Source organism: Cupriavidus sp. FW306-1B-F12B (assembly GCF_058781795.1).
Window position 1 is genome coordinate 20,857 of record NZ_JBYSXC010000017.1, and the last position, 22,667, is coordinate 43,523.

Annotated in this window: 23 protein-coding genes; all 23 read left to right on the top strand. The window is 68.2% G+C overall.

Annotated features, from left to right (window positions below; translation table 11 throughout):
* Positions 1-48 precede the first annotated feature (48 nt).
* The 23 genes from aceK to AC3WLE_RS25050 all read left to right on the top strand — a co-directional run bounded on the left by aceK (position 49) and on the right by AC3WLE_RS25050 (position 22,652).
* Positions 49-1,884: a bifunctional isocitrate dehydrogenase kinase/phosphatase gene (gene aceK, locus AC3WLE_RS24940; protein WP_492320755.1), complete on the top strand. Its 1,836-nt coding sequence runs from the start codon at positions 49-51 to the stop codon at positions 1,882-1,884.
* Positions 1,881-2,552, top strand: a complete 672-nt coding sequence (gene can / locus AC3WLE_RS24945; protein WP_492320754.1) for a carbonate dehydratase — start codon at positions 1,881-1,883, stop codon at positions 2,550-2,552. The genes aceK and can overlap by 4 nt, the downstream gene beginning before the upstream one ends.
* A 50-nt stretch (positions 2,553-2,602) precedes the next feature.
* The gene (locus tag AC3WLE_RS24950) at positions 2,603-3,781 is read left to right on the top strand and encodes an acetyl-CoA C-acetyltransferase (protein WP_492320753.1); all 1,179 of its coding nucleotides are present in this window, start codon (positions 2,603-2,605) and stop codon (positions 3,779-3,781) included.
* A gap of 129 nt (positions 3,782-3,910) precedes the next feature.
* Positions 3,911-4,591 carry an SDR family oxidoreductase gene (locus AC3WLE_RS24955; protein ID WP_492320752.1) on the top strand — a complete coding sequence of 227 codons (681 nt, stop codon included), beginning with the start codon at positions 3,911-3,913 and terminating at the stop codon, positions 4,589-4,591.
* Between the two features lie 30 nt (positions 4,592-4,621).
* Positions 4,622-5,752 carry an acyl-CoA dehydrogenase family protein gene (locus AC3WLE_RS24960; protein WP_058698937.1) on the top strand — a complete coding sequence of 377 codons (1,131 nt, stop codon included), beginning with the start codon at positions 4,622-4,624 and terminating at the stop codon, positions 5,750-5,752.
* 87 nt (positions 5,753-5,839) lie between these two features.
* Positions 5,840-6,496 carry a 2-hydroxychromene-2-carboxylate isomerase gene (locus tag AC3WLE_RS24965; protein ID WP_010813261.1) on the top strand — a complete coding sequence of 219 codons (657 nt, stop codon included), beginning with the start codon at positions 5,840-5,842 and terminating at the stop codon, positions 6,494-6,496.
* On the top strand, positions 6,493-7,179 hold the full coding sequence (locus AC3WLE_RS24970; protein ID WP_492320750.1) for an HAD family hydrolase: 687 nt from the start codon (positions 6,493-6,495) through the stop codon (positions 7,177-7,179). Before AC3WLE_RS24965 ends, AC3WLE_RS24970 begins: the two co-directional genes overlap by 4 nt.
* Complete coding sequence (locus AC3WLE_RS24975; protein WP_010813263.1) at positions 7,176-7,613, top strand: YchJ family protein; 438 nt, start codon at positions 7,176-7,178, stop codon at positions 7,611-7,613. The genes AC3WLE_RS24970 and AC3WLE_RS24975 overlap by 4 nt, the downstream gene beginning before the upstream one ends.
* On the top strand, positions 7,610-8,287 hold the full coding sequence (locus AC3WLE_RS24980) for a glutathione S-transferase family protein (protein WP_492320749.1): 678 nt from the start codon (positions 7,610-7,612) through the stop codon (positions 8,285-8,287). Before AC3WLE_RS24975 ends, AC3WLE_RS24980 begins: the two co-directional genes overlap by 4 nt.
* 53 nt (positions 8,288-8,340) lie before the next feature.
* Positions 8,341-9,948, top strand: a complete 1,608-nt coding sequence (locus tag AC3WLE_RS24985) for a carboxyl transferase domain-containing protein (protein ID WP_492320748.1) — start codon at positions 8,341-8,343, stop codon at positions 9,946-9,948.
* A 43-nt stretch (positions 9,949-9,991) separates the two neighbouring features.
* Positions 9,992-10,888 (top strand): dienelactone hydrolase family protein, encoded by an 897-nt coding sequence (locus AC3WLE_RS24990; RefSeq protein ID WP_492320747.1) that lies wholly within the window; start codon positions 9,992-9,994, stop codon positions 10,886-10,888.
* Positions 10,889-10,926: 38 nt separating this feature from the next.
* Positions 10,927-11,715, top strand: coding sequence for an enoyl-CoA hydratase/isomerase family protein (locus AC3WLE_RS24995; protein ID WP_492320746.1), 789 nt, complete (start codon positions 10,927-10,929; stop codon positions 11,713-11,715).
* Between the two features lie 264 nt (positions 11,716-11,979).
* Positions 11,980-13,392, top strand: coding sequence for an adenosylmethionine--8-amino-7-oxononanoate transaminase (gene bioA, locus AC3WLE_RS25000; protein WP_492320745.1), 1,413 nt, complete (start codon positions 11,980-11,982; stop codon positions 13,390-13,392).
* Positions 13,382-14,596, top strand: coding sequence for an 8-amino-7-oxononanoate synthase (gene bioF, locus AC3WLE_RS25005; RefSeq protein ID WP_492320744.1), 1,215 nt, complete (start codon positions 13,382-13,384; stop codon positions 14,594-14,596). Before bioA ends, bioF begins: the two co-directional genes overlap by 11 nt.
* Entirely contained in the window at positions 14,593-15,330 is a 738-nt protein-coding gene (bioD, locus tag AC3WLE_RS25010; RefSeq protein ID WP_492320743.1) for a dethiobiotin synthase, read from the top strand. Before bioF ends, bioD begins: the two co-directional genes overlap by 4 nt.
* Before the next feature lie 19 nt (positions 15,331-15,349).
* Complete coding sequence (gene bioB, locus AC3WLE_RS25015; protein WP_492357297.1) at positions 15,350-16,381, top strand: biotin synthase BioB; 1,032 nt, start codon at positions 15,350-15,352, stop codon at positions 16,379-16,381.
* A 64-nt stretch (positions 16,382-16,445) separates the two neighbouring features.
* Positions 16,446-18,473, top strand: a complete 2,028-nt coding sequence (locus AC3WLE_RS25020) for an acetyl/propionyl/methylcrotonyl-CoA carboxylase subunit alpha (protein WP_492363598.1) — start codon at positions 16,446-16,448, stop codon at positions 18,471-18,473.
* 107 nt (positions 18,474-18,580) lie between these two features.
* On the top strand, positions 18,581-19,522 hold the full coding sequence (locus AC3WLE_RS25025; RefSeq protein ID WP_492320740.1) for a 2-hydroxyacid dehydrogenase: 942 nt from the start codon (positions 18,581-18,583) through the stop codon (positions 19,520-19,522).
* A gap of 37 nt (positions 19,523-19,559) precedes the next feature.
* Complete coding sequence (locus tag AC3WLE_RS25030; protein ID WP_010813274.1) at positions 19,560-20,495, top strand: hydroxymethylglutaryl-CoA lyase; 936 nt, start codon at positions 19,560-19,562, stop codon at positions 20,493-20,495.
* A 41-nt stretch (positions 20,496-20,536) separates the two neighbouring features.
* Positions 20,537-21,037 carry a YbaK/EbsC family protein gene (locus AC3WLE_RS25035; RefSeq protein WP_010813275.1) on the top strand — a complete coding sequence of 167 codons (501 nt, stop codon included), beginning with the start codon at positions 20,537-20,539 and terminating at the stop codon, positions 21,035-21,037.
* Entirely contained in the window at positions 21,034-21,462 is a 429-nt protein-coding gene (locus AC3WLE_RS25040) for a thioesterase family protein (RefSeq protein WP_492320739.1), read from the top strand. The genes AC3WLE_RS25035 and AC3WLE_RS25040 overlap by 4 nt, the downstream gene beginning before the upstream one ends.
* Before the next feature lie 21 nt (positions 21,463-21,483).
* A complete protein-coding gene (locus AC3WLE_RS25045; protein WP_085960184.1) occupies positions 21,484-21,726 on the top strand; it encodes a DUF1289 domain-containing protein in 243 nt (80 codons plus the stop codon).
* A complete protein-coding gene (locus tag AC3WLE_RS25050) occupies positions 21,696-22,652 on the top strand; it encodes an MBL fold metallo-hydrolase (protein WP_492320737.1) in 957 nt (318 codons plus the stop codon). The genes AC3WLE_RS25045 and AC3WLE_RS25050 overlap by 31 nt, the downstream gene beginning before the upstream one ends.
* Positions 22,653-22,667: the final 15 nt, after the last annotated feature.

Below are 22,667 nucleotides of genomic sequence, written 5' to 3' on the forward strand. Positions count from 1 at the left end.
CCGTCGCAAGACCTCTCGCCGCACTTTCTCCCCGGCCCCCGTCGACCCATGTCCCACTTCCCCAAACTGCTCTCTTCGCAGATTGCCTTCGATGTGGCGAGAACGATGCTCGACGGGTTCGACAAGCATTACCGCCTGTTCCGCGAGGTCAGCCACCAGGCCAAGCTGAAGTTCGAGGCCGGCGACTGGCACGGGCTGCAGCAGATCCAGCGCGACCGCATTGCGTTCTACAACGAGCGCGTGCGCGAATCGAGCGTGATCCTGGAAGACGAGTACGACGCCGAGAACATCGAGGACGAGATCTGGCAGCAGATCAAGCTGCATTACATCGGCCTCCTGACCAACCACCACCAGCCCGAGCTGGCCGAGACCTTCTTCAATTCGGTCTGCACGCGCATCCTGCACCGCTCGTACTTCAACAACGATTTCATCTTCGTGCGCCCGGCGATCTCGACCGAGTACATCGAGAACGAGGAATCGCCCACGCGCCCGACCTTCCGCGCCTACTACCCGGGCAGCCGCGAGGGTATGGCCGCGTGCTTCGAGCGTATCGTGCACAACTTCCAGCTGGAGTCCCCGTTCGAGGACCTGCAGCGCGACATCGGCTACGTGGTGCGAGCGGTCAGCGAGCATTTCGGCGACCTGCGCATCGCGCCGAATTTCCAGGTACATACGCTGTCGTCGCTGTTCTTCCGCAACAAGTCGGCCTTCATCATCGGCCGTATCCTGAACGGCGACCGCACTTTCCCGCTGGCGATCCCGATCGTGCATGGCCCCGGCGGCAAGCTGGCGCTGGACACGGTGCTGCTCAAGAAGGAACAGCTGCTGATCCTGTTCTCGTTCACGCACTCCTATTTCATGGTCGACATGGAGATCCCGTCGGCCTACGTGACCTTCCTGCGCGACATCATGCCGCGCAAGCCGCGCGCCGAGATCTATACCTCGCTGGGCCTGCAGAAGCAGGGCAAGAACCTGTTCTACCGCGACTTCCTGCACCACCTGCAGCATTCGTCGGACAAGTTCATCGTTGCACCCGGCATCCGCGGGCTGGTGATGCTGGTGTTCACGCTGCCGTCGTACCCCTACGTGTTCAAGGTCATCAAGGACTTTTTCCCGGCGCCCAAGGAAACCACGCGCGAGCTGGTCAAGTCCAAGTACCAGTTGGTCAAGCAGCACGACCGCGTCGGCCGCATGGCCGATACGCTGGAGTACTCCGACGTGGCCTTCCCGCTCTCGCGCTTCGACGAGGCGCTGGTGCGCGAGTTCGAGCAGCACGCGCCGTCGATGATCGAATACCAGCGCGGCAAGGACGGCGGCGAAGAGATCGTGGTGCGCCACGTCTATATCGAACGCCGCATGACGCCGCTGAACATCTACCTGACGGAGGGCACTGACGCGCAGGTCGAGCACGGCGTGATCGAATACGGCAACGCCGTCAAGGAGCTGATCGCAGCGAACATCTTCCCGGGAGACATGCTGTACAAGAACTTCGGCGTCACGCGCCACGGGCGCGTGGTGTTCTACGACTACGACGAGATCGAGTACCTGACCGACTGCAACATCCGCCACGTGCCGCAGCCGCGCAACGAGGAAGAGGAGATGTCGGGCGAGGTCTGGTACACGGTGCGTCCGCACGATATCTTTCCCGAGACCTTCCGCACCTTCCTGCTGGGCGACACGCGCGTGCGCGCGGCGTTCCTGCGCCATCATGCGGATTTTTTCGAACCTGCCATGTGGCAGAGCCATAAGGACCGGCTGCTGGCCGGACATGTTCATGACTTCTTTGCCTATCACAGTTCAGAGCGATTCATTTACCGCTACGGCGAAGCCGGCGGCGCGCAGGGCGCCGTTGCCGATCCTGGTCCCGCAAGGAGGGTCGCATGACTGACGCCATCGCCCAGCTGTTCCGCAACAACCGCGAGTGGGTTGACCGGGTCAACGCCGAAGACCCCACCTTTTTCATGCGCCTGGCCAACCAGCAGGCGCCCGAGTACCTGTGGATCGGCTGCTCCGATTCGCGCGTGCCGGCCAACCAGATCCTGGGCCTGGCCCCGGGCGAGGTGTTCGTCCACCGCAATATCGCCAACGTGATCGCGCACAGCGACCTGAACGCGCTGTCGGTGATCCAGTTCGCGGTAGAGGTGCTCAAGGTGCGCCATATCACCGTGGTGGGCCACTACGGCTGCGGCGGTGTCAAGGTCGCGCTCAAGCGCGAGCGCATCGGCCTGGCCGACAACTGGCTGCGCCATGTGCGCGACGTGGCTGACAAGCACGAGGCCTATCTCGGCACGCTGCTGCGCGAGGACGACGCCCATACCCGGCTGTGCGAGCTCAATGTGATCGAGCAGGTCAACAACGTCTGCCAGACCACCGTGATCCAGGACGCCTGGACCCGCGGCCAGGCCGTGACCGTGCATGGCTGGGTCTACGGCGTGTCCGACGGCCTGCTGCGCGACCTGGGCATGGCCGCCAGCAACAACGACGAACTGCATGAGCAGCTGGCCGCGGCCTACCGCCAGTACGGCGACCCGCCGCAGGCGTCGATCCGCTGACCGGACGCACCCGACACCGCTTCTTCATACACCGATCCAGGAGACCCGACATGGAAGAGATCGTCATCGTTTCAGCCGCCCGCACGCCGATGGCTGCGTTCCAGGGCGAATTCGCCAGCGTCACCGCGCCGCAGCTGGGCGCCGTGGCCATCCGCGCCGCCGTCGAGCGCGCAGGCCTGAAGCCCGAGCAGGTGGAAGAAGTGGTGTTCGGCTGCGTGCTGCCGGCCGGCCAGGGCCAGGCCCCGGCGCGCCAGGCCGCGCTGGGCGCGGGCCTGCCGCTGGGCGTGGGCTGCACCACCGTCAACAAGATGTGCGGCTCGGGCATGCGCGCGGCCATGACCGTCTACGACGGGCTGATCGCGGGCTCGTTCGATGTTGCCATTGCCGGCGGCATGGAGAGCATGACCAATGCGCCGTACCTGGTGCCGAAGGGCCGCGGCGGCTACCGCATCGGCCACGGCATGATCTACGACCACATGATGCTGGACGGCCTGGAAGACGCGTATGACAAGGGCCGCGCCATGGGCACCTTCGGCGAGGACTGCGCCGCCAAGTATGGCTTTACGCGCGAGCAGCAGGACGAATTCGCGATGGAAAGCGTGCGCCGCGCCCAGCAGGCCACCGAGAACGGCGACTTCCGCTGGGAGATCGCGCCGGTGACCGTGTCCGGCAGGGGGGGCGACACCGTGATCGACACCGACGAAGGCCCGCGCCGCATCAAGCTCGACAAGATCCCCTCGCTCAAGCCCGCCTTTGCCAAGGACGGCACCATCACGGCGGCCTCGTCGTCGTCCATCAACGACGGCGCCTCGGCGCTGGTGATGATGCGCGCCTCCACCGCGAAGCAGCTCGGCCTGCAGCCGATCGCGCGCATGCTCGGCCACACCACCCACGCGCAGGCGCCGGGCTGGTTCACCACCGCGCCGGTGGAAGCGATTTCCAAGCTGTACCGCAAGCTGGACTGGACCACCGACAGCGTCGACCTGTTCGAGATCAACGAGGCCTTCGCCGTGGTGCCGATGGCGGCCATGCACGACCTCAAGATCCCGCGCGACAAGGTCAATATCCATGGTGGCGCCTGCGCACTGGGGCACCCGATCGGCGCTTCGGGCGCGCGCATCATGACCACGCTGATCGGCGCATTGCGCAAGACCGGCGGCAAGCGTGGGGTGGCGAGCTTGTGTATCGGTGGGGGTGAGGCGACTGCGGTGGGGATCGAGATCCTGTAACGCGCTCCTTCCCGCTTGTTTTCTCCCTCTCCCGCAAGCGGGAGAGGGAGCAAGACAGAGGCAGTTTGCTGAACCCGTGGCCGGGCGAGTCATTTCGCGCTCCGGCCAGCCCGACAAAGGAGCACAGCCTTGCCAACCGTCCTGATCCTCGGTGCCTCGCGCGGCATCGGCCTTGAATTCGTACGCCAGTACCGTGCCGACGGCTGGCGCGTCATTGCGGCGGCGCGTACGCCCGAAGGCGTCGGCGCATTGCAGGCGCTGGGCGCCGAAGCCCATCAGGTCGACCTGTCCGATGCCGGCGCGGTCGCGGGCCTGGGCTGGAAGCTCGACGGCGAAGCCCTCGACGTGGCGATCTACAACGCCGGCGTGCTGGGACCCCGCACCGAAGGCGCGCAACCGGTCACGCCGCAGGAATTCGACCGGGTGATGCATGTCAACGTGTTGGGCCCGATGATGGCGCTGCCGCTGCTGCTGCCCTATGTCGAAGCGGGCCAGTCCGGCCACGGCGGCGTGCTGGCGGTGCTGTCTTCGCGCATGGGCAGCATCACCGCGATGGAGCACAGCACCAGCTGGCTGTACCGCGTCAGCAAGGCCGGCGCCAATGCGGCGCTGCGCGCGGTGTCGCTCGATGCGCGCCACGCCACCTGCGTCGCGCTGCACCCGGGCTGGGTCAAGACCGACATGGGCGGCCAGGAAGCCGACCTGACCGTGCAGCAGAGCGTCAAGGGCATGCGCCAGGTGCTGGCCGGCGTCAAGCGGCGCGACAACGGCACCTTCCACAACTACGACGGCACGCCCATCCCCTGGTAAGCGCGCCCGCACACTGAGCATCGAACCGACATGCTGCTGACCCCCGAACAGGAAATGATCCGAGACGCCGTGCGCCAGTTCGCGCAGGAAGTGATCGCGCCGCAGGCCGCGCAGTGGGACCGCGACAAGACCTTCCCCAAGGACGTGCACCGCGAACTCGCGGCGCTGGGTGCCTACGGCGTGGCGGTTCCGGAGGAATATGGCGGCGCCGGACTGGACTACCTGTCGCTGGCGCTGATCCTGGAAGAGATCGCGGCCGGCGATGGCGGCACCTCCACCGTCATCAGCGTCAACAACTGCCCGGTGTGCAGCATGCTGATGTCGTTCGCCAGCGAGGCGCAGAAGCAGCAGTGGCTGGTGCCGCTGGCGCGCGGCGAGATGCTGGGCGCGTTCTGCCTGACCGAGCCGCACGTCGGCTCGGATGCGTCGGCGCTGCGCACCACTGCGGTACGCGATGGCGACCACTACGTGCTCAACGGCGTCAAGCAGTTCATCACCAGCGGCCAGAACGCCGACGTGGCGATCGTGCTGGCCGTGACCGACAAGGCCGCAGGCAAGCGCGGCATCAGCGCCTTCATCGTGCCGACTTCGACCCCGGGCTACGTGGTGGCGCGGCTGGAGGACAAGCTCGGCCAGCACTCGTCGGACACCGCGCAGATCCTGTTCGAGGACTGCCGCGTGCCGGCGGCCAACCTGCTCGGCGACGAGGGCGGCGGCTACAAGATGGCGCTGTCGGGACTGGAAGGCGGGCGCATCGGCATCGCCTCGCAGAGCATCGGCATGGCGCGCGCGGCGTTCGAGGCGGCGCTGGCCTATGCCAAGGAGCGCGAGAGCTTCGGCCAGCCGCTGTTCCAGCATCAGGCGGTGCAGTTCCGCCTGGCCGAGATGGCCACCCGCATCGACGTGGCGCGCCAGATGGTGTGGCACGCCGCCGCACTGCGCGACGCCGGCCGCCCGTGCCTGAAGGAAGCGGCCATGGCCAAGCTCTTTGCCAGCGAGATGGCAGAGCGGGTGTGCTCGGATGCGATCCAGGTGTTCGGCGGCTACGGCTACGTCAGCGACTTCCCGGTGGAGCGCATCTACCGCGACGTGCGCGTATGCCAGATCTATGAGGGCACCAGCGATATCCAGAAGATCCTGATCGCGCGCGCGCTGGCCTAGCGATGCGCGTACGATGGGGCGTGTGCCGCGAAGGCGGCACGCTTCCCTGATCCCAGTACCGGCAACCACAACAAGAAGGGCCCCGACATGACCGCAGCGATCGACTTCTACTTTGATTTCTCTTCGCCCTACGGCTACTTTGCCAGTACCCGCATCGACGACCTGGCGCAGAAGTACGGGCGCATCGTCGCCTGGCATCCCATCCTGCTGGGCGTGGTGTTCAAGACCACGGGCGCCTCGCCGCTGCCGCAGCTGCCGCTCAAGGGCGATTATTCGTGGCGCGATTTCGAGCGCACCGCGCGCTTCCACGGCATCGAATACAAGCGCCCCACGCATTTCCCGCTGCCCACCACGCACGCCGCGCGCGCCATGCTGTGGCTGCAGAACCACCACGGCGACGACATCGCCGCGGCCTTTGCCAAGTCGGTGTACCGCGCGCTGTTCGTCGACGACATCAATATCGCCGAGCCGGCCGAGATCATGAAGCTGGCCGAGCCGCTGGGCGTGGACGTGCAGGCGCTGGATGCCGGCGCCACCAGCTACCAGATCAAGGACCAGCTCAAGGCCGAGATCGACGTGGCGATGGCCAAGGGCGTGTTCGGCTCGCCCTTCGTCATCATCGACGGCGAGCCGTTCTGGGGCTTCGACCGCTTCGACCAGGTCGAGGCCCACCTGAAGAGCCGCCGCCAGACTGAACTCCGGGCCGTGCCGAGCCTGGACACCAAGGAAAAGAAACCCGCATGACTGCAGCAACCCGTGGCCATTCCGGCCGATTCGATTGCGTGATCTTCGACTGCGACGGCGTGCTCGTCGACAGCGAGCCCATCGTCAACCGCGTGCTCAACCAGATGCTGAACGAGCTTGGCATCGAGATCTCGCTGGAAGACTCCACGCGCCTGTTCCTCGGCCGCGCCGTGCGCGAAGAGCTGGAGATGATCGAGCGCATGCGCGGCGCGCCGCTGCCCGAGAACTGGCTGTCGACCTGGCTGGCGCGCCGCAATGCGGTGCTGGAAGCGGAAGTCGCCGCGGTCGCCCATGTGCGCGAGGCGATTGGCAAGATCGCCGCCACCGGCATGCCGGTGTGCGTGGCGTCGGGTGCGGACCGCGTCAAGGTCAAGCTGCAGCTGACCAGGACCGGCCTGGTCGAGCTGTTCCAGCAGGATGAGCGCGAGCATATCTTCTCCGCCACCGAAGTGGCGCGCAGCAAGCCCGCGCCCGATGTGTACCTGCTGGCCGCGCGCACCATGGGCGTTGAGCCGGGGCGCTGCGCCGTGGTGGAAGACAGCCCGACCGGCGTGACTGCGGGCGTTGCCGCCGGCATGACGGTGTTCGGCTACGCCGAGCGCAACGATGCCGCGCTGCTGCGCGAGGCCGGCGCGGGCACCATCTTCACCGATATGCGCGACCTGCCGGAGCTGGTGGGATGACGGCGAAAGCGGCAGGCCGCCTGCCCAAGGCCGGACCGGTGCCGTGCCCGTGTGGCAGCGCGGACTATGCCGCCTGCTGCGGCCGCTTCCATCGTGGCGAGGCACTGCCGCCCAATGCCGAGGCGCTGATGCGCTCGCGCTACAGCGCCTATGTGCTGAACGACATGGAATGGCTGCGGCAGACCTGGCATGCATCGACCTGCCCGGCCGACCTGTTGCCGGATACCGCCACGCGCTGGCTCGGGCTCACGGTGAAGGCGCATGCGCAGCAGGACGATGCGCATGCCGAAGTGGAATTCGTGGCGCGCTACAAGGTAGGCGGGCGCGCCATGCGGCTGCACGAACGCAGCCGCTTTGTACGCGAGCCGCGCGCGCCTGGCGAGGCACCGCGCTGGCTCTATGTGGATGGCGACATGATCGGGGAGACATCATGAGCATCGAGAAGCGGAACGAGCCTGAGTACCTGCTGTATTGCTTTGCCCAGTCCGGCAATGCCTACAAGGTGGCGCTGCTGCTGGAAACCGTCGGCGTGCAGCGCGGCCAGCAGCTGTGGCAGCCGCGCTTCGTCGATTTCTTCAACGGCGAGACCCGCACGCCCGAATACCGCGCCATCAACGTGATGGGCGAGGTGCCGGTACTGGAGTTCGGCGGCCAGCGCCTGTCGCAGTCCGGTGCCATCCTGGAAACGCTGGCCACGCGCCTCGATGCCTACGGCCCGCGCGACGAGGCCGAGCGCGCCGAGGTGCTGCGCTGGCTGCTGTTCGACAACCACAAGTTCACCTCCTACACCGCCACCTACCGTTTCATGCGCACCTTTGCCAGGTCGCCTGACCCGGCCGTGCTGGAGTTCTTCCGCGCGCGCTGCGAAGGCGCGTGGAACGTGCTCAATGCGCACCTGGCCGGGCGAGCGTTCCTGCTGGGCGAGCGCGTCACCATCGCGGACTTCTCGCTGGCGGGCTACGTCTTCTTCGACGACGAGATCGGCGTGCACTGGCGCAAGGAGTATCCGCATATCCACGCCTGGGCCGAGCGCATCCGTGCGCTGCCGGGCTGGAAGCACCCCTACGACCTGATGCCGGGGCACCCGCTGCCCAGGCACGCAGGCTGAGCCCGGCCGCTGGCAGGACGGCGAAAACCAATATCAAGCAGGAAGAGACACAGATGCCCACCCTGGAAACCAAACTCAACGCCCGCTCCGAATCCTTCAAGGCCAACGCCGAGTCGATGCAGGCCCTGGTGGCCGACCTCAAGGCCAGGATCGCGAAGCTGGCCGAAGGCGGCGGCGAAGACGCGCGCAACAAGCACCTGTCACGCGGCAAGCTGCTGCCGCGCGAGCGCGTGCAGCAACTGCTCGATCCCGGCACGCCGTTCCTGGAGCTGTCGCAGCTGGCCGCCTACGACATGTACGACGATGCCGCGCCGGGCGCGGGCATCATCACCGGCATCGGCCGCGTGGCCGGGCAGGAGTGCGTGATCGTCTGCAATGACGCCACCGTCAAGGGCGGCACCTACTACCCGATGACGGTCAAGAAGCATGTGCGCGCGCAGGAGATCGCCGAGGAGAACAACCTGCCGTGCATCTACCTGGTGGATTCCGGCGGCGCCAACCTGCCCAACCAGGACGACGTGTTCCCCGACCGCGACCACTTCGGCCGCATCTTCTACAACCAGGCCAACCTGTCCAAGCAGGGCATCCCGCAGATCGCGGTGGTGATGGGATCGTGCACCGCCGGCGGCGCCTACGTGCCGGCGATGAGCGACGAGTCCATCATCGTCAAGAACCAGGGCACCATCTTCCTGGGCGGCCCGCCGCTGGTGAAGGCCGCCACCGGCGAGGAGGTCAGCGCCGAGGACCTGGGCGGCGCCGACGTGCATACGCGCCTGTCGGGCGTGGCCGACTACTTTGCGCAGAACGACCATCACGCGCTGAGCCTGGCGCGCAATATCGTGCAGCACCTGAACCGCCGCAAGCCGGACCAGATCCGCCTGCACGAGCCGGTCGAGCCGCTCTACCCGGTGGAAGAACTGTACGGCGTGATCCCCACCGACACGCGCAAGCCCTACGACGTGCGCGAGGTGATCGCGCGCCTGGTCGACGGCTCCGAGTTCGACGAGTTCAAGGCGCGCTACGGCACCACGCTGGTGTGCGGCTTCGCGCGCATCTGGGGCTACCCGGTCGGCATCGTCGCCAACAACGGCATCCTGTTCTCCGAATCCGCCCTGAAGGGCGCGCACTTTATCGAGCTGTGCTGCCAGCGCAAGATCCCGCTGGTGTTCCTGCAGAACATCACCGGCTTCATGGTGGGCCGCAAGTACGAGAACGAAGGCATTGCCCGCAATGGCGCCAAGATGGTGACCGCGGTCGCCACCGCGCAGGTGCCCAAGTTCACGGTGATCATCGGCGGCTCGTTCGGCGCCGGCAACTACGGCATGTGCGGGCGCGCCTATTCGCCGCGCTTCCTGTGGATGTGGCCGAACGCGCGCATCTCGGTGATGGGCGGCGAGCAGGCCGCCAGCGTGCTGGCCACGGTGCGCCGCGACGGCATCGAAGGCAAGGGCGGCAAGTGGAGCGCGCAGGAGGAAGAGGCGTTCAAGCAGCCGATCCGCGACCAGTACGAGCACCAGGGCCATCCGTACTACGCCAGCGCGCGGCTGTGGGACGACGGCGTGATCGACCCGGCGCAGACCCGCACCGTGCTGGGCCTGGGTCTTTCCGCCAGCCTGAACGCACCGATCGACGAGATGAAGTTCGGCGTGTTCCGCATGTAATCCCGGCCACGCCGCTACTGACCCCATTACCGCCTTCCACCCCATGCGCAGCGTCGCCCGCCTGCTTCGCAGCCCAGCCCTGGTCACGGCGCTTGCCTTGCTGGCGCCGCTGTCCGGGCATGCGCAGAGCGCGAACGGCAACGGCAATCCTGCGCCGCGCATGCGCTTCCAGGAGCAGGTGGTGATGCTGCCTAAGGCGGCGATCCCGTCGCGCATCGACCTGGAGGCCACGGTATTCAAGCCGGCTGGCGACGGGCCGTTCCCGCTGGTGGTGATCAACCACGGCAAGGCGCCGGGCCGGCCCGCGATGCAGGGGCGCGCGCGCTTTCCGGCGCAGAGCCTGGAATTCCTGCGCCGCGGCTACGCCGTGGTGCTGCCGATGCGGCAGGGTTTTGCGCGCTCGGGTGGCGCCTATGTGGGCGGCAGCTGCGACATCGAGACCAACGGCATGATGCAGGCCGACGATGTCGTCGCCACGCTCGACTTCATGGCCACGCAGCCCTATGTGGACATGGACCGCATTGTCGTGATCGGCCAGTCGCACGGGGGCCTGACCACGATGGCGTTCAGCACCATCGGCTATCCGGGGGTGCTGGGCGTGGTCAATTTCGCGGGCGGGCTGCGCAACCTGAACTGCCCGGACTGGGAAGAGCGCCTGGTCGATGCCTTTGCCAGCTATGGCGGCCTGGCGCGCTACCCGTCGCTGTGGGTGTACGGCGACAACGACAGCTACTGGCCGGTGCCCTTGCCCGGCCGCATGTTCAACGCCTTCAAGGCGCGCGCCACCGGTCCCGCGGCCAGATCGCGGCTGGTGGACGTGGGCGAGTTCGGCAACGACTCGCATCGCGTCTTCAGCGCACGCGAAGGCATCCCGGTGTGGTTGCCTGAAGTCGGCAACTTCTTCCGCTCGCTGGGGCTGCCGTTCGACGCCGGCACCTGAACCGCACCAGACAACTTAATCCGCCAACGGAGCGAACCATGGAATTCACCGCCCTGACCGTCAATATCGCCAGCCACGTCGCCACCGTCACGCTGAACCGGCCCGATGTGCGCAACGCCTTCAACGAGACCGTGATCGCCGAGCTGACCGGCGCCTTCCGCGCGCTGGGCGACATGGACGAGGTGCGCGCCATCGTGCTGGCCGGCAACGGCCCGGCCTTCTGCGCCGGCGCCGACCTGAACTGGATGAAGAAGATGGCGGGCTATTCCGACGACCAGAATCGCGCCGATGCGCTGACCCTGGCGCAGATGCTGCACACCATCTGGTCGTGCCCGCGCCCGGTGATCGCGCGCATCCAGGGCGACACCTACGCCGGCGGCATGGGCCTGGTGGCCGCCTGCGATATCGCGGTGGCCGCCGAGCACGCGCACTTCTGCCTGTCCGAGGCGCGCCTGGGCCTGCTGCCCGCCACCATCAGCCCGTATGTGATCCGCGCGCTGGGCGAGCAGGCCGCACGCCGCTACTTCATCACCGCCGAGCGTTTCGATGCCGCCGAGGCGCTGCGGCTGGGCTTTGTGCATGCGGTGGTGCCGGCCGAGGCCCTGGACGCCAAGGTCGCTGAACTGGCGACCGCGCTGGTGGCCAACAGCCCGAACGCCGTGCGCGAAAGCAAGCGGCTGGTGCAGGACATCGCCGGGCGCGTGATCGACAACGACTTGCTGGCCGATACCGCGGACCGGATTGCGAAGATCCGGGCGTCGGAAGAGGGGCGTGAAGGGGTGAAGTCGTTCCTGGAGAAGCGCTCGCCGTCGTGGCGCCCCGCTTGAGTCACACATCCGGCCTGTCGCAGTGAAAAAAGACACCGGCAGGTTGCGTGGAGATCGCGGCACGCTAGCGACAAGAACAGCGCTTCACCCCGATAACGTTCGGCAAATCCGGCCAAAGCACTGCTAACGTAAAAATATCGCCTTCGTTGCCAAGCCCGAGAAGACATTCCTAACATGGCCCTCCCCAACCTGTCCGCCACCGTCGCACTGCCCGGCCTCGCCGGCAGCGGCGCGCGCGCGGACGGTCAACAAAGGAGGGCTATCTTGGATCACCTGTCCCTTTCCCCAGGCAGCGACGCGCAGGCACTCGGCCAGCGCAGCCGCAACGCCGTCTGGCATCCATGCACGCGGCTGCGCCCCGACGACGACGCGGTGCCGCTGGCGATCGTGCGCGGCGTTGGCCCGTGGCTGCATGATGCCGACGGCCGCCGCTATTTCGACGCCACCAGCTCCTGGTGGGTCAACCTGTTCGGCCACGCCAACCCGCGCATCAACGCCGCGCTGGCCAGCCAGCTGGAAACGCTTGAGCACGTGATGCTCGCCGGCTGCACCCACGCTCCGGCGGTGGAGCTGGCCGAGCGCCTGTCGGCGCTGACCGGCGGCGCGCTCGGCAATGTCTTCTACGCTTCGGACGGCGCTTCGGCGGTCGAGATCGCGCTGAAGATGAGCTTCCACTACTGGCGCAATACCGGCCTGCCGGCCAAGCGCGAGTTCGTCTGCCTGCGCCATGGCTACCACGGCGAGACCGTGGGCGCGCTCGCGGTGACCGACGTGGAAGTGTTCCGCGATGCCTATGATCCGCTGATCCGCCGCGCACACGTGGTGATGTCGCCCGACCCACGCCAGGCCGCACCCGGCGAGAGCGCTGCGGACGTGGCCGCCCGCGCCCTGGCGGAGCTGGAAACCCTGCTGCGCGAGCGCGCCGGCCAGATCGCCGCGCTGATCGTCGAGCCGCTGGTGCAGGGCGCCGCCGGCATGGCAATGTACGACCCGTCGTATCTGGATGGCGCGCGCGCACTGTGCGACCGCTACCGGATCCACCTGATCGCCGACGAGATCGCGGTGGGCTGCGGGCGCACCGGCACCTTTTTCGCGTGGGAACAGTCGCGCGCCGGGGAGGCGCCGCTGCCCGCGCACCTGTGGCCTGACTTCCTGTGCCTGTCCAAGGGCATCAGCGGCGGCTACCTGCCCCTGTCGCTGGTGCTTTCGCGCCCGGAGATCCAGCGCGCCTTCGTCGCCGACGAGCTGGCCCGCAGCTTCCTGCATTCGCACTCCTACACCGGCAACCCGCTGGCCTGCCGCGCCGCGCTGGCCACGCTGGACCTGTTCGCGCAGGACGACGTGCTCGCGCGCAACCGCGAGCGCGCGCACTGGCTTGCCGACGGCATGGCCGCGCTGGCCGCCGACGCGCGCCTGCGGCACGTGCGCCAGCGCGGGCTGATCTGGGCCGCCGATGTGCGCGATGACGTCGCCGGCGCCGACTTTGCCGCGCGCTTCCATCACGCCGCGCGCGAGCGCGAGCTGCTGGTGCGTCCGATCGGCAATACGGTGTACGTGATGCCGCCCTACGTCTTCGATGCCGCGCAGGCACGCTGGCTGGGCGAGCAGATGCTGGCCACGCTCGACGATGTAACCACCGATGTGACCACGAGCGGGGAGGTGCGCCATGCTGCTTGAACAACTGAGGCAGGCCGCCGAACAGCGCCACGCGCTGGCCCTGACGCGCCGCCGCCGCGTTGCCCACACTGCCTGCGCGCCGCATCAGGCCGTGGGCGAAGACGGGTCCGAGCCGGAATCGCTGCTGACCTTCTGCAGCAACGACTACATGGGGCTGGCCAACCACCCTGATGTGATCGCCGCGCTGGTGGAAGGCGCGCAGCGCTATGGCGCGGGCAGCGGGGCCTCGCACCTGGTCAGCGGGCATTCGCTGGCGCACACGCAGCTGGAAGCGGAACTGGCGCGCTGGCTCGCCCCGCATATCCCGCATGCGCGCACGCTGTATTTCTGCACCGGCTACATGGCCAACATGGCGGTGCTGACCGCGCTGGGCACGGCGGGCGCCACGCTGTTCTGCGAGTCGCTCAACCATGCCTCGCTGATCGATGGGGCGCGGCTCGCGCGCGCCGACGTGCAGCGCTACCCGCATTGCGACACCGCCGCGCTGGAAGCGCTGCTGGCGGCCAGCACCAGCGAGCGCAAGCTGATCGTGACCGACAGCGTGTTCAGCATGGACGGCAATGTCGCGCCGCTGCGCAAGCTGCTGGAACTGGCCGAGCGCCATGACGCCTGGATCATCGTCGATGACGCCCACGGCTTCGGCGTGCTGGGCGAGCAGGGCCACGGCGTGCTGGAAGCGCTCGGGCTGTCGTCCGAGCGGCTGATCTATATCGGCACGCTCGGCAAGGCCGCCGGCGTGGCGGGCGCCTTCGTTGCCGCGCACGAGACCATCATCGAACACCTGGTCAACACCGCGCGGCCGTATATCTACACCACGGCCGCGCCGCCGGCAGTCGCGCATGCGCTGCTGGCCAGCCTGGCGATCATCGAAGGAGAAGAGGGCACGCAACGCCGCGCGCAACTGACGCGCTGCATCGCCATGCTGCGCGAGGGGCTGGCCCAGCTGGCTGCCATCGCGGGCTGGACGCTGGGCGACAGCGAGACCGCGATCCAGCCGCTGATCGTCGGCGACAATGGCGCCGCGCTGGCGCTGTCGGCCACGCTCGAGGCGGATGGCATCCGCGTCGGCGCGATCCGGCCGCCGACCGTGCCGGAAGGCACCGCGCGGCTGCGCATCACGCTGTCGGCCGCGCACACCGAAGACGATGTGCGGCGCCTGCTGGATGCCCTAAGCGCCGCCGTGGCGCAGCGGGAGGTCGCATGAGCACGCGTGCGCCTTTCGCCTGCTTTATCACGGGCACCGATACCGGCATCGGCAAGACCCACGCCAGCGCCACGCTGCTGCATGCGCTCCATGCCGCCGGCTACCGCACCGCGGGCATGAAGCCCGTGGCCAGCGGCAGTGAGTGGCGCGACGGCCATTGGCACAACGACGACGTGGCGCAGCTGCGCGCCGCCAGCTCGGTGGCGGTGCCGCTGGGCCAGACCTGCCCGTTCCTGCTGCGCACCCCGTGCTCGCCGCACCTGGCCGCCGCGCACGAGGGCGTGCGCATCACGCGCGCGCCGGTCCGTGCCGCCTTCGACGCGCTGCGCCGGCAGGCCGATGCGGTGGTGGTTGAGGGCGTGGGCGGCTTCAACGTGCCGCTCGACGCAGGCGCGGTGCGCTGGAACACCGCCGACCTGGCGGTGATGCTGGCGGTCCCGGTAGTGATGGTGGTCGGCATCCGGCTCGGCTGCCTGAACCACGCCATGCTGACCGCCGAAGCCATCCGCGCGCGCGGCCTGCCGCTGGCGGGCTGGATCGCCAACCGGGTCGACCCGGACATGCTGCTGGCCGACGAGAACATCGCCACGCTGCACGCGTCGCTGGACGCGCCTTGCCTGGGTGAATTGCCCTGGCAACTGGCGCCCGCCGCGGCAGCTGGCCGGCTCGACCTTGCGCCGCTGTTCGCCGCCGCTACCCAATACCAAGCCGAGGCCGCCGGCCTTGCTGCCTGAACCAGAATTCGCATCGATCATGACTCAAGCTCACACCGCTACCACCGTTACTACCGTTTCCGTCGCTTCCCTGCGCCAGAGCGCGCGCTCGCACGCACTGCCCGATGACGCCGCGTGGCGCGTCGATGACGTTGCCGCGCTGTTCGCGCTGCCGTTCAACGACCTGCTGTTCCGCGCCCAGCAAGTGCACCGCGAGCACTTCGACGCCAATACCGTGCAGCTGTCCACGCTGCTGTCGATCAAGACCGGCGGCTGCGAAGAGGATTGCGGCTACTGCCCGCAGAGCGCGCACCACGATGCCGGCGTGAAGGCCGAGAAGCTGATGGCGCTGGACGAGGTGCTGGACGCCGCGCGCGCGGCCAAGGCCAATGGCGCCACCCGCTTCTGCATGGGCGCCGCCTGGCGCAGCCCCAAGGACCGCCACCTGGAGCCGGTGATGGACATGGTGCGCGAAGTCAAGGCGATGGGCCTGGAGACCTGCGTCACGCTCGGCATGCTCAAGGCCGAGCAGGCGCAGCAGCTCAAGGAGGCGGGGCTGGACTACTACAACCACAACCTGGATACCTCACCTGAGTTCTACGGCAAGATCATCACCACGCGCACCTACCAGGACCGGCTCGACACCATCGGCCATGTGCGCGACGCCGGCATCAATGTCTGCTGCGGCGGCATCGTCGGCATGGGCGAGGCGCGCGAAGCGCGCGCCGGCCTGATCGCGCAGCTGGCGAATATGGACCCGTATCCGGAGTCGGTGCCCATCAACAACCTGGTCCAGGTCGAGGGCACGCCGCTGGCGGGCACCGAGGCGCTGGATCCGTTCGAGTTCGTCCGCACCATTGCCGTGGCACGCATCACCATGCCGCGCGCCATGGTGCGCCTGTCCGCCGGCCGCGAGGCCATGGACGAAGCGTTGCAGGCGCTGTGCTTCATGGCCGGCGCCAATTCCATTTTTTACGGCGAAAAGCTGCTGACCACCGGCAACCCGCAGGCCGACCGCGATCGCGCCCTGCTGGCCCGCCTCGACATCCGCGCAGAGGGCTACGCGGGATGACGAGGTAAGGAAGCCCACCGGTAGTCAGCTGGCTCGCCGTCCTGTCGAAAAACTAGGAGGAGCCATGTTCAACAAGATCCTGATCGCCAACCGCGGTGAAATCGCCTGCCGCGTGGCCGCCACCTGCCGCCGGCTCGGCATCCGCACCGTCGCGGTGTACTCGGATGCCGACGCCGACGCGCGCCACGTCGCCTTCTGCGACGAGGCCGTACATATCGGCGGCGCGGCCGCGCGCGACAGCTACCTGCGCGCCGACCACATCATCGAGATGGCGAAGGAAGCCGGCGCCCAGGCCATCCACCCGGGCTACGGCTTCCTGTCCGAGAACGAAGCCTTTGCCGAGGCCTGCGCCGCGGCGGGGCTGGTCTTCATCGGCCCGCCGGCGTCCGCCATCCGCGCGATGGGCAGCAAGAGCGCGGCCAAGCAATTGATGGAGAAGGCCGCGGTGCCGCTGGTGCCCGGCTACCACGGCGAGGACCAGGGTCCGGCGCTGCTGCGCCGCGAGGCCGACCGCATCGGCTACCCGGTGCTGCTCAAGGCCAGCGCCGGCGGCGGCGGCAAGGGCATGCGCGTGGTCGAGTCGGGCGACGCCTTCGAGGCTGCGCTCGCTTCGGTTAAGCGCGAGGCCAGCGCCAGCTTCGGCGATGACAAGGTGCTGGTGGAGAAGTACCTGACGCGCCCGCGCCATATCGAGATCCAGGTGTTTGCCGATACCCACGGCAACTGCGTCTACCTGTTCGAGCGCGACTGCTCGGTGCAGCGCCGCCACCAGAAGGTGCTGGAAGAAGCCCCCGCGCCAGGCATGACCGAGGCGCGCCGCCGCGCCATGGGCGAAGCGGCGGTGGCCGCGGCCAAGGCGGTCGGCTATGTCGGCGCCGGTACGGTGGAGTTCATCGCCAACCAGGACGGTTCGTTCTACTTCATGGAGATGAACACGCGCCTGCAGGTGGAGCACCCCGTCACCGAGATGATCACCGGGCAGGACCTGGTCGAATGGCAGCTGCGCGTCGCCGCCGGTGAAGCGCTGCCGCTCACGCAGGACCAGCTGCGCATCGACGGCCACGCCCTGGAAGCACGCATCTACGCCGAGAACCCCGACAAGCAGTTCCTGCCGTCCACCGGCACGCTGCGCTTCCTGCGCACGCCGCCGGCGGTGCAGTTCATGCGCGGTGAGGATGTGCACGGCCCGGCCGGCATCCGCATCGACGCCGGCGTGCGCGAGGGCGACACCATCAGCCCGTTCTACGACCCGATGATCGCCAAGCTGATCGTCTGGGGCAAGGACCGCGACGAGGCACTCTCGCGCATGCGCCAGGCGCTGGCGGCCTACCACGTGGTGGGGTTGTCGACCAACGTGGCCTTCCTGCAGCGGCTGGTGTCGTCCCAGGCGTTCCGCACGGCGGACCTCGACACCGGCCTGATCGAGCGCAACGAGAAGGTCCTGTTCCCGCCGCCGGCGCCGGTCGGCCTGGAAGTCATCGCGCTGGCGGTGGCGGCGCTGTTCGACCGCGAGGCCCGCGAGCGCCGCATCGACGCCGCCGACCAGCATTCGCCGTGGACCCATGGCGGCGCGTGGCGGCTGAACGGCGGCGTGTCGCGCACGCTGCGCTTCGGCTATGGCGAGCAGGTGCTGGAGGTGATGCTGAGCACCAACGAGCGCGGCAGCACGCTGATCTATGCGGACCAGGCGGCGCCCTTTGCCTGCACCTGCCAGGCCGACGATATCCGCATCAACCTCGGCACCCGGCGCGCGCACGGGCAGGTGCATGCCGATGGCGAGACCTTCCACGTCTTCTATGCCGGGCGGCATGTGAGCCTGGCCTGGCTCGATCCGCTGGCCCATGCCGGCGAGACCGAAAGCGAAGGCGGCAAGCTCACCGCGCCGATGCCCGGGAAGGTCATTGCGGTGATGGTCGAGGCTGGCAGCACCGTCACGCGCGGCACGCCGTTGCTGGTGATGGAGGCCATGAAGATGGAGCACACCATCAGCGCACCGGTGGACGGGGTGGTGAGTGAGGTGCTTTACGGGGTCGGGGAGCAGGTGGTGGAGGGGGCGCAGCTGCTGGCGTTCGAGGGGAAGTCGGGGGCTTGAAGCGCGACAGGGGGCAGGGGCGCGGTTACCGTTGCCCCAACCAACCCCAAGCCCGTTCCTCTGCCAAAATACGCCTTTAACCCCACCAGAATTCCCCTGGAGACAAAATGAAGTTGCAGTTGTACGTCCCCGATGGCCGCTACGACCCCTGGATCGCAGGCTTCGCCGAGGCACTGCCCGAAGCGCAATGCGTGACGTGGGAGGACAGCCGTGGCGAACCGGCCGACTACGCCGTGGTCTGGCGCCCGCCGGTGGAGATGCTGCGTGGCCGTACCGACCTGAAGGCGGTGTTCAACCTGGGCGCCGGCGTCGACGGCATCCTGCGCCTGCGCGATGAAGCCCCTGACGCCTTGCCCGCGGGCGTGCCGATCGTGCGGCTCGACGATGCCGGCATGGCCGCGCAGATGGCCGAGTACGTCACCCACGCTGTGCTGCGCTATTTCCGCAAGATGGACGCCTACGAGGCCCAGCAGCGCGCCGGCAACTGGAAATTCCTGAAGCCGCATCGCCGCGCGGACTTCACCGTCGGCGTGATGGGGGTGGGCACGCTCGGCACGCATATCGCCCGCACGCTGGCGGGCTTCGGCTTCCCGGTGCGAGGCTGGAGCCGCACCGCGCGCGCCATCGAAGGCGTGAGTGGCTTCTACGGCGATGCCGGGCAGGCGCCGTTCCTCGATGGCCTGCGCGTGCTGGTCAATGTGCTGCCGCTGACACCGCAGACCGAGAACATCCTCAACGCGGGGCTGTTCGCGCGGCTGGCGCAGGGCGCGTATGTGATCAACGTCGCGCGCGGGCAGCACCTGGTCGAGGAAGACCTGCTTGCCGCGGTGCAGTCGGGGCAGGTTGCGGGTGCCACGCTCGACGTGTTCCGCACCGAGCCGCTGCCTGCCGAACACCCGTTCTGGCAGGAGCCGCGCATCACCGTCACGCCGCATATCTCGGCGCTCACGTTGCGCGAAGACAGCATCGCGCAGATCGCCGGCAAGATCCGCGCGCTGCGCGCGGGCCAGCCGATCGCGGGCGTGGTCGACGTGCAGCGGGGCTACTGAGCGCCCGACCAATACGAATCAAAGACAGGAGACAGCCATGACCATGCCGAACTACGTGAAGATCGTTGAAGTCGGTCCGCGCGACGGCCTGCAGAACGAGAAGGCGATGGTGCCGACCGAGGTCAAGGTCGCGCTGATCAACCAGCTGACCGATGCCGGCTTCGTCAATATCGAGGCCGCGTCGTTCGTGTCGCCCAAGTGGGTGCCGCAGATGGCCGACGGTGCCGACGTGATGGCGCGCATCCAGCGCCGGCCCGGCACACTGTTTTCGGCGCTGACGCCGAACATGAAGGGGTTTGAAGGCGCGATCGAGGCCGGTGCCGACGAGGTCGTGATCTTCGGCGCCGCCAGCGAGGCGTTCTCGCAGAAGAACATCAACTGCTCGATCGCCGAGTCGATCGCGCGCTTTGCGCCGGTGGCAGCGGCAGCCAAGGAGAAGGGCGTGCGCCTGCGCGGCAGCATCTCGTGCGCGCTGGGCTGCCCGTACCAGGGCGAAGTACCGGTGCACGCGGTGGTCGACGTGGTGCGGCGCATGCGCGAACTGGGCTGCGACGAGATCGACATTGCCGACACCATCGGCGTGGGCACCCCCGTGCGCGTGCAGGAAGTGATGCGCGCCGCGGCGGCGGAGTTTGCGCTGGACCGCCTGTCGGGCCATTTCCACGATACCTACGGGCAGGCGCTGTCCAATATCCTGGCCAGCCTGGAAGTGGGCATCTCGATCTTCCATGCGTCGGTGGCGGGGCTGGGCGGATGCCCGTACGCCAAGGGCGCGACCGGCAACGTGGCGACCGAGGATGTGCTGTACATGCTGCACGGCATGGGCATCCACACCGGCATCGACCTGGAAGCGGTGGTGCGCACCGGCGACTATATCTCGCAGGCAATCGGCCGCGCCAACAGCTCGCGCGTGGGCCGTGCCTTGCTGACCAAGTGGGCCGCCGCCAGCGATGCGGCGCCTGCCTGCGCGTAAGTGCGGATCAGGCGCGGGCCACAGAACAAGGAGAAGTACGCATGACGGTGAATGACGAAGCGCTGCCCGAGTCCGCGCAGCGCGTGGCCGACCTGCTGGCCGGGCTTGGCCATGACCGGCCCGTGGTGATGCTGCCGGCCACCGGCAAGACCTCGGCCGAGGCCGCGGCGGGGCTGGGCTGCAGCGTGGCCGAGATCGCCAAGTCCATCATCTTCCGGCGCGTGGCCGACGACGCGCCGGTGCTGGTGATCGCCAGCGGCAGCAACCGCGTCGACGAGGCCAAGGTGGCCGCGCGCGTAGGCGCGCTGGGCAAGGCCGACGCGCGCTTCGTGCGCGAGAAGACCGGCTACGCCATCGGCGGCGTCTGCCCGATCGGCCATGCGGTGGCGCCGGTGATGCTGCTGGACCAGGACCTGTTCCGCTATGACAGCTTGTGGGCCGCGGCGGGGCATCCCCATGCGGTCTTCAACCTGACGCCGCACCAGTTGCAGCAGATGACGGGCGCCGAAGTGGCCGACGTCGCGGCAGGCTCGGTGGCATGAGTCCCGACCTGCGCCCCGGCCTGACCTTCAGCTGGCAATACACGGTGCCGCCCAAGGCCACCGTGCCGCGCCTGTACGACGATATCCCGGGCTGCCCCGAGATGCCCGACGTGCTGGCCACCGGCTATATGGTCGGCATCATGGAATGCGCCTGCCTGCAGATGCTGCGCGAGCACCTGGACTGGCCGCGCGAGCAGTCGCTCGGCACGCTGGTCAGCTTCTCGCACCTGGCGCCGACGCCGCCGGGCATGACGGTCACGGTCAAGGGCGAACTGGTCGAGGTGGACGGGCGCCGCCTGCGCTTCCAGCTGAGCGCCTGGGACGGCGAGGACAAGATCTCCGAGGGCGTGCATGAGCGCCACCTGATCGACGCCGGCCGCTTCAACGAAAAAGTGGCGGCCAAGGCCGCGCGCGCGGCGGGCTGAGTGGCGAGCGAGCGCAACGCCATGGCCCTCACACCTGCCGAGCTGGCCGCTCAGGCCGACGCCGCGCAGCGGGCCTCGCCGGTGCCGTCGCCATGCCGCAACGTCTGCCGCATGGATCCGGCCACCGGCTACTGCGCGGGCTGCCTGCGCACCATCGAAGAAATTGCCGGCTGGTCGTCCGCCGGCGATGAAGACAAGCGCCGCATCTGGGCGCAGCTGCCGCAGCGCGCCGCATGGCTGGCAGGCGAGGAGACATCCCCTTGAGCGAACGCCCGGTCCCGCAGTTGCCGGCCACCATGCGCGTGTTCGAGCGCGGCTGGCTGTCGGCAAACAATATCCTGTTCGTTGAGGGCGACGATACGGTGCTGGTCGATACCGGCTACGTCACCCACGCGCCGCAGACGGTGGCGCTGGTGGCGGCCGCCTTGCAGGGCCGGCCGCTCGCACGCGTGATCAATACCCATCTCCACTCCGACCACTGCGGCGGCAATGCCGCGCTGCAGGCACGCTGGCAGCCGCGCACCGCGATCCCCGCGGCCGAGGCCGCAGCCGTTGCCGCGTGGGATACGGAAGCGCTCAGCTACAAGGCCACCGGCCAGCAGTGCGACCGTTTCACCTTCGACAGCGTGCTGAACGACGGCGACACGCTGCGCCTGGGCGGCATCGACTGGCAAGTCGTGGCCGCCCCCGGCCATGACCCGCATGCGGTGATGCTGTTCGCGCCGGCCGAGCGCATCCTGGTTTCCGGCGATGCGCTGTGGGAGAACGGCTTCGGCGTGATCTTCCCCGAGCTGGATGGCGAGAGCGGCTTCGCCGAGCAGGCGGCGGTGCTGGAACGGATCGCGCAACTGGACGCGCGGCTGGTGATCCCGGGCCACGGCCGGATGTTTACCGATGTGGCGGCGGCGGTCGAACGCGCTCAGGGGCGCCTGGCCTACCTGAGCGCCGACCCGGCGCGCAATGCCAGCCATGCGGTCAAGGTGCTGGTGAAGTTCAAGTTGCTGGAGCAGCAGTGCATGGCCCAGGACGCGCTGGTGGCATGGATGGAAGCCGCGCCGCTGATGGTGCGCATCCGCCAGCGCTTCATGCCGGGGCTGGAGATGGCCGAGATCTGCGCGCAGACGGTGCGCGCGCTGGCGGGAGTGAAGGCGCTGGCGGTGGAGGGGGCGTGGGTGGTGAATCGGGATTGATTCACCACGCCTGCC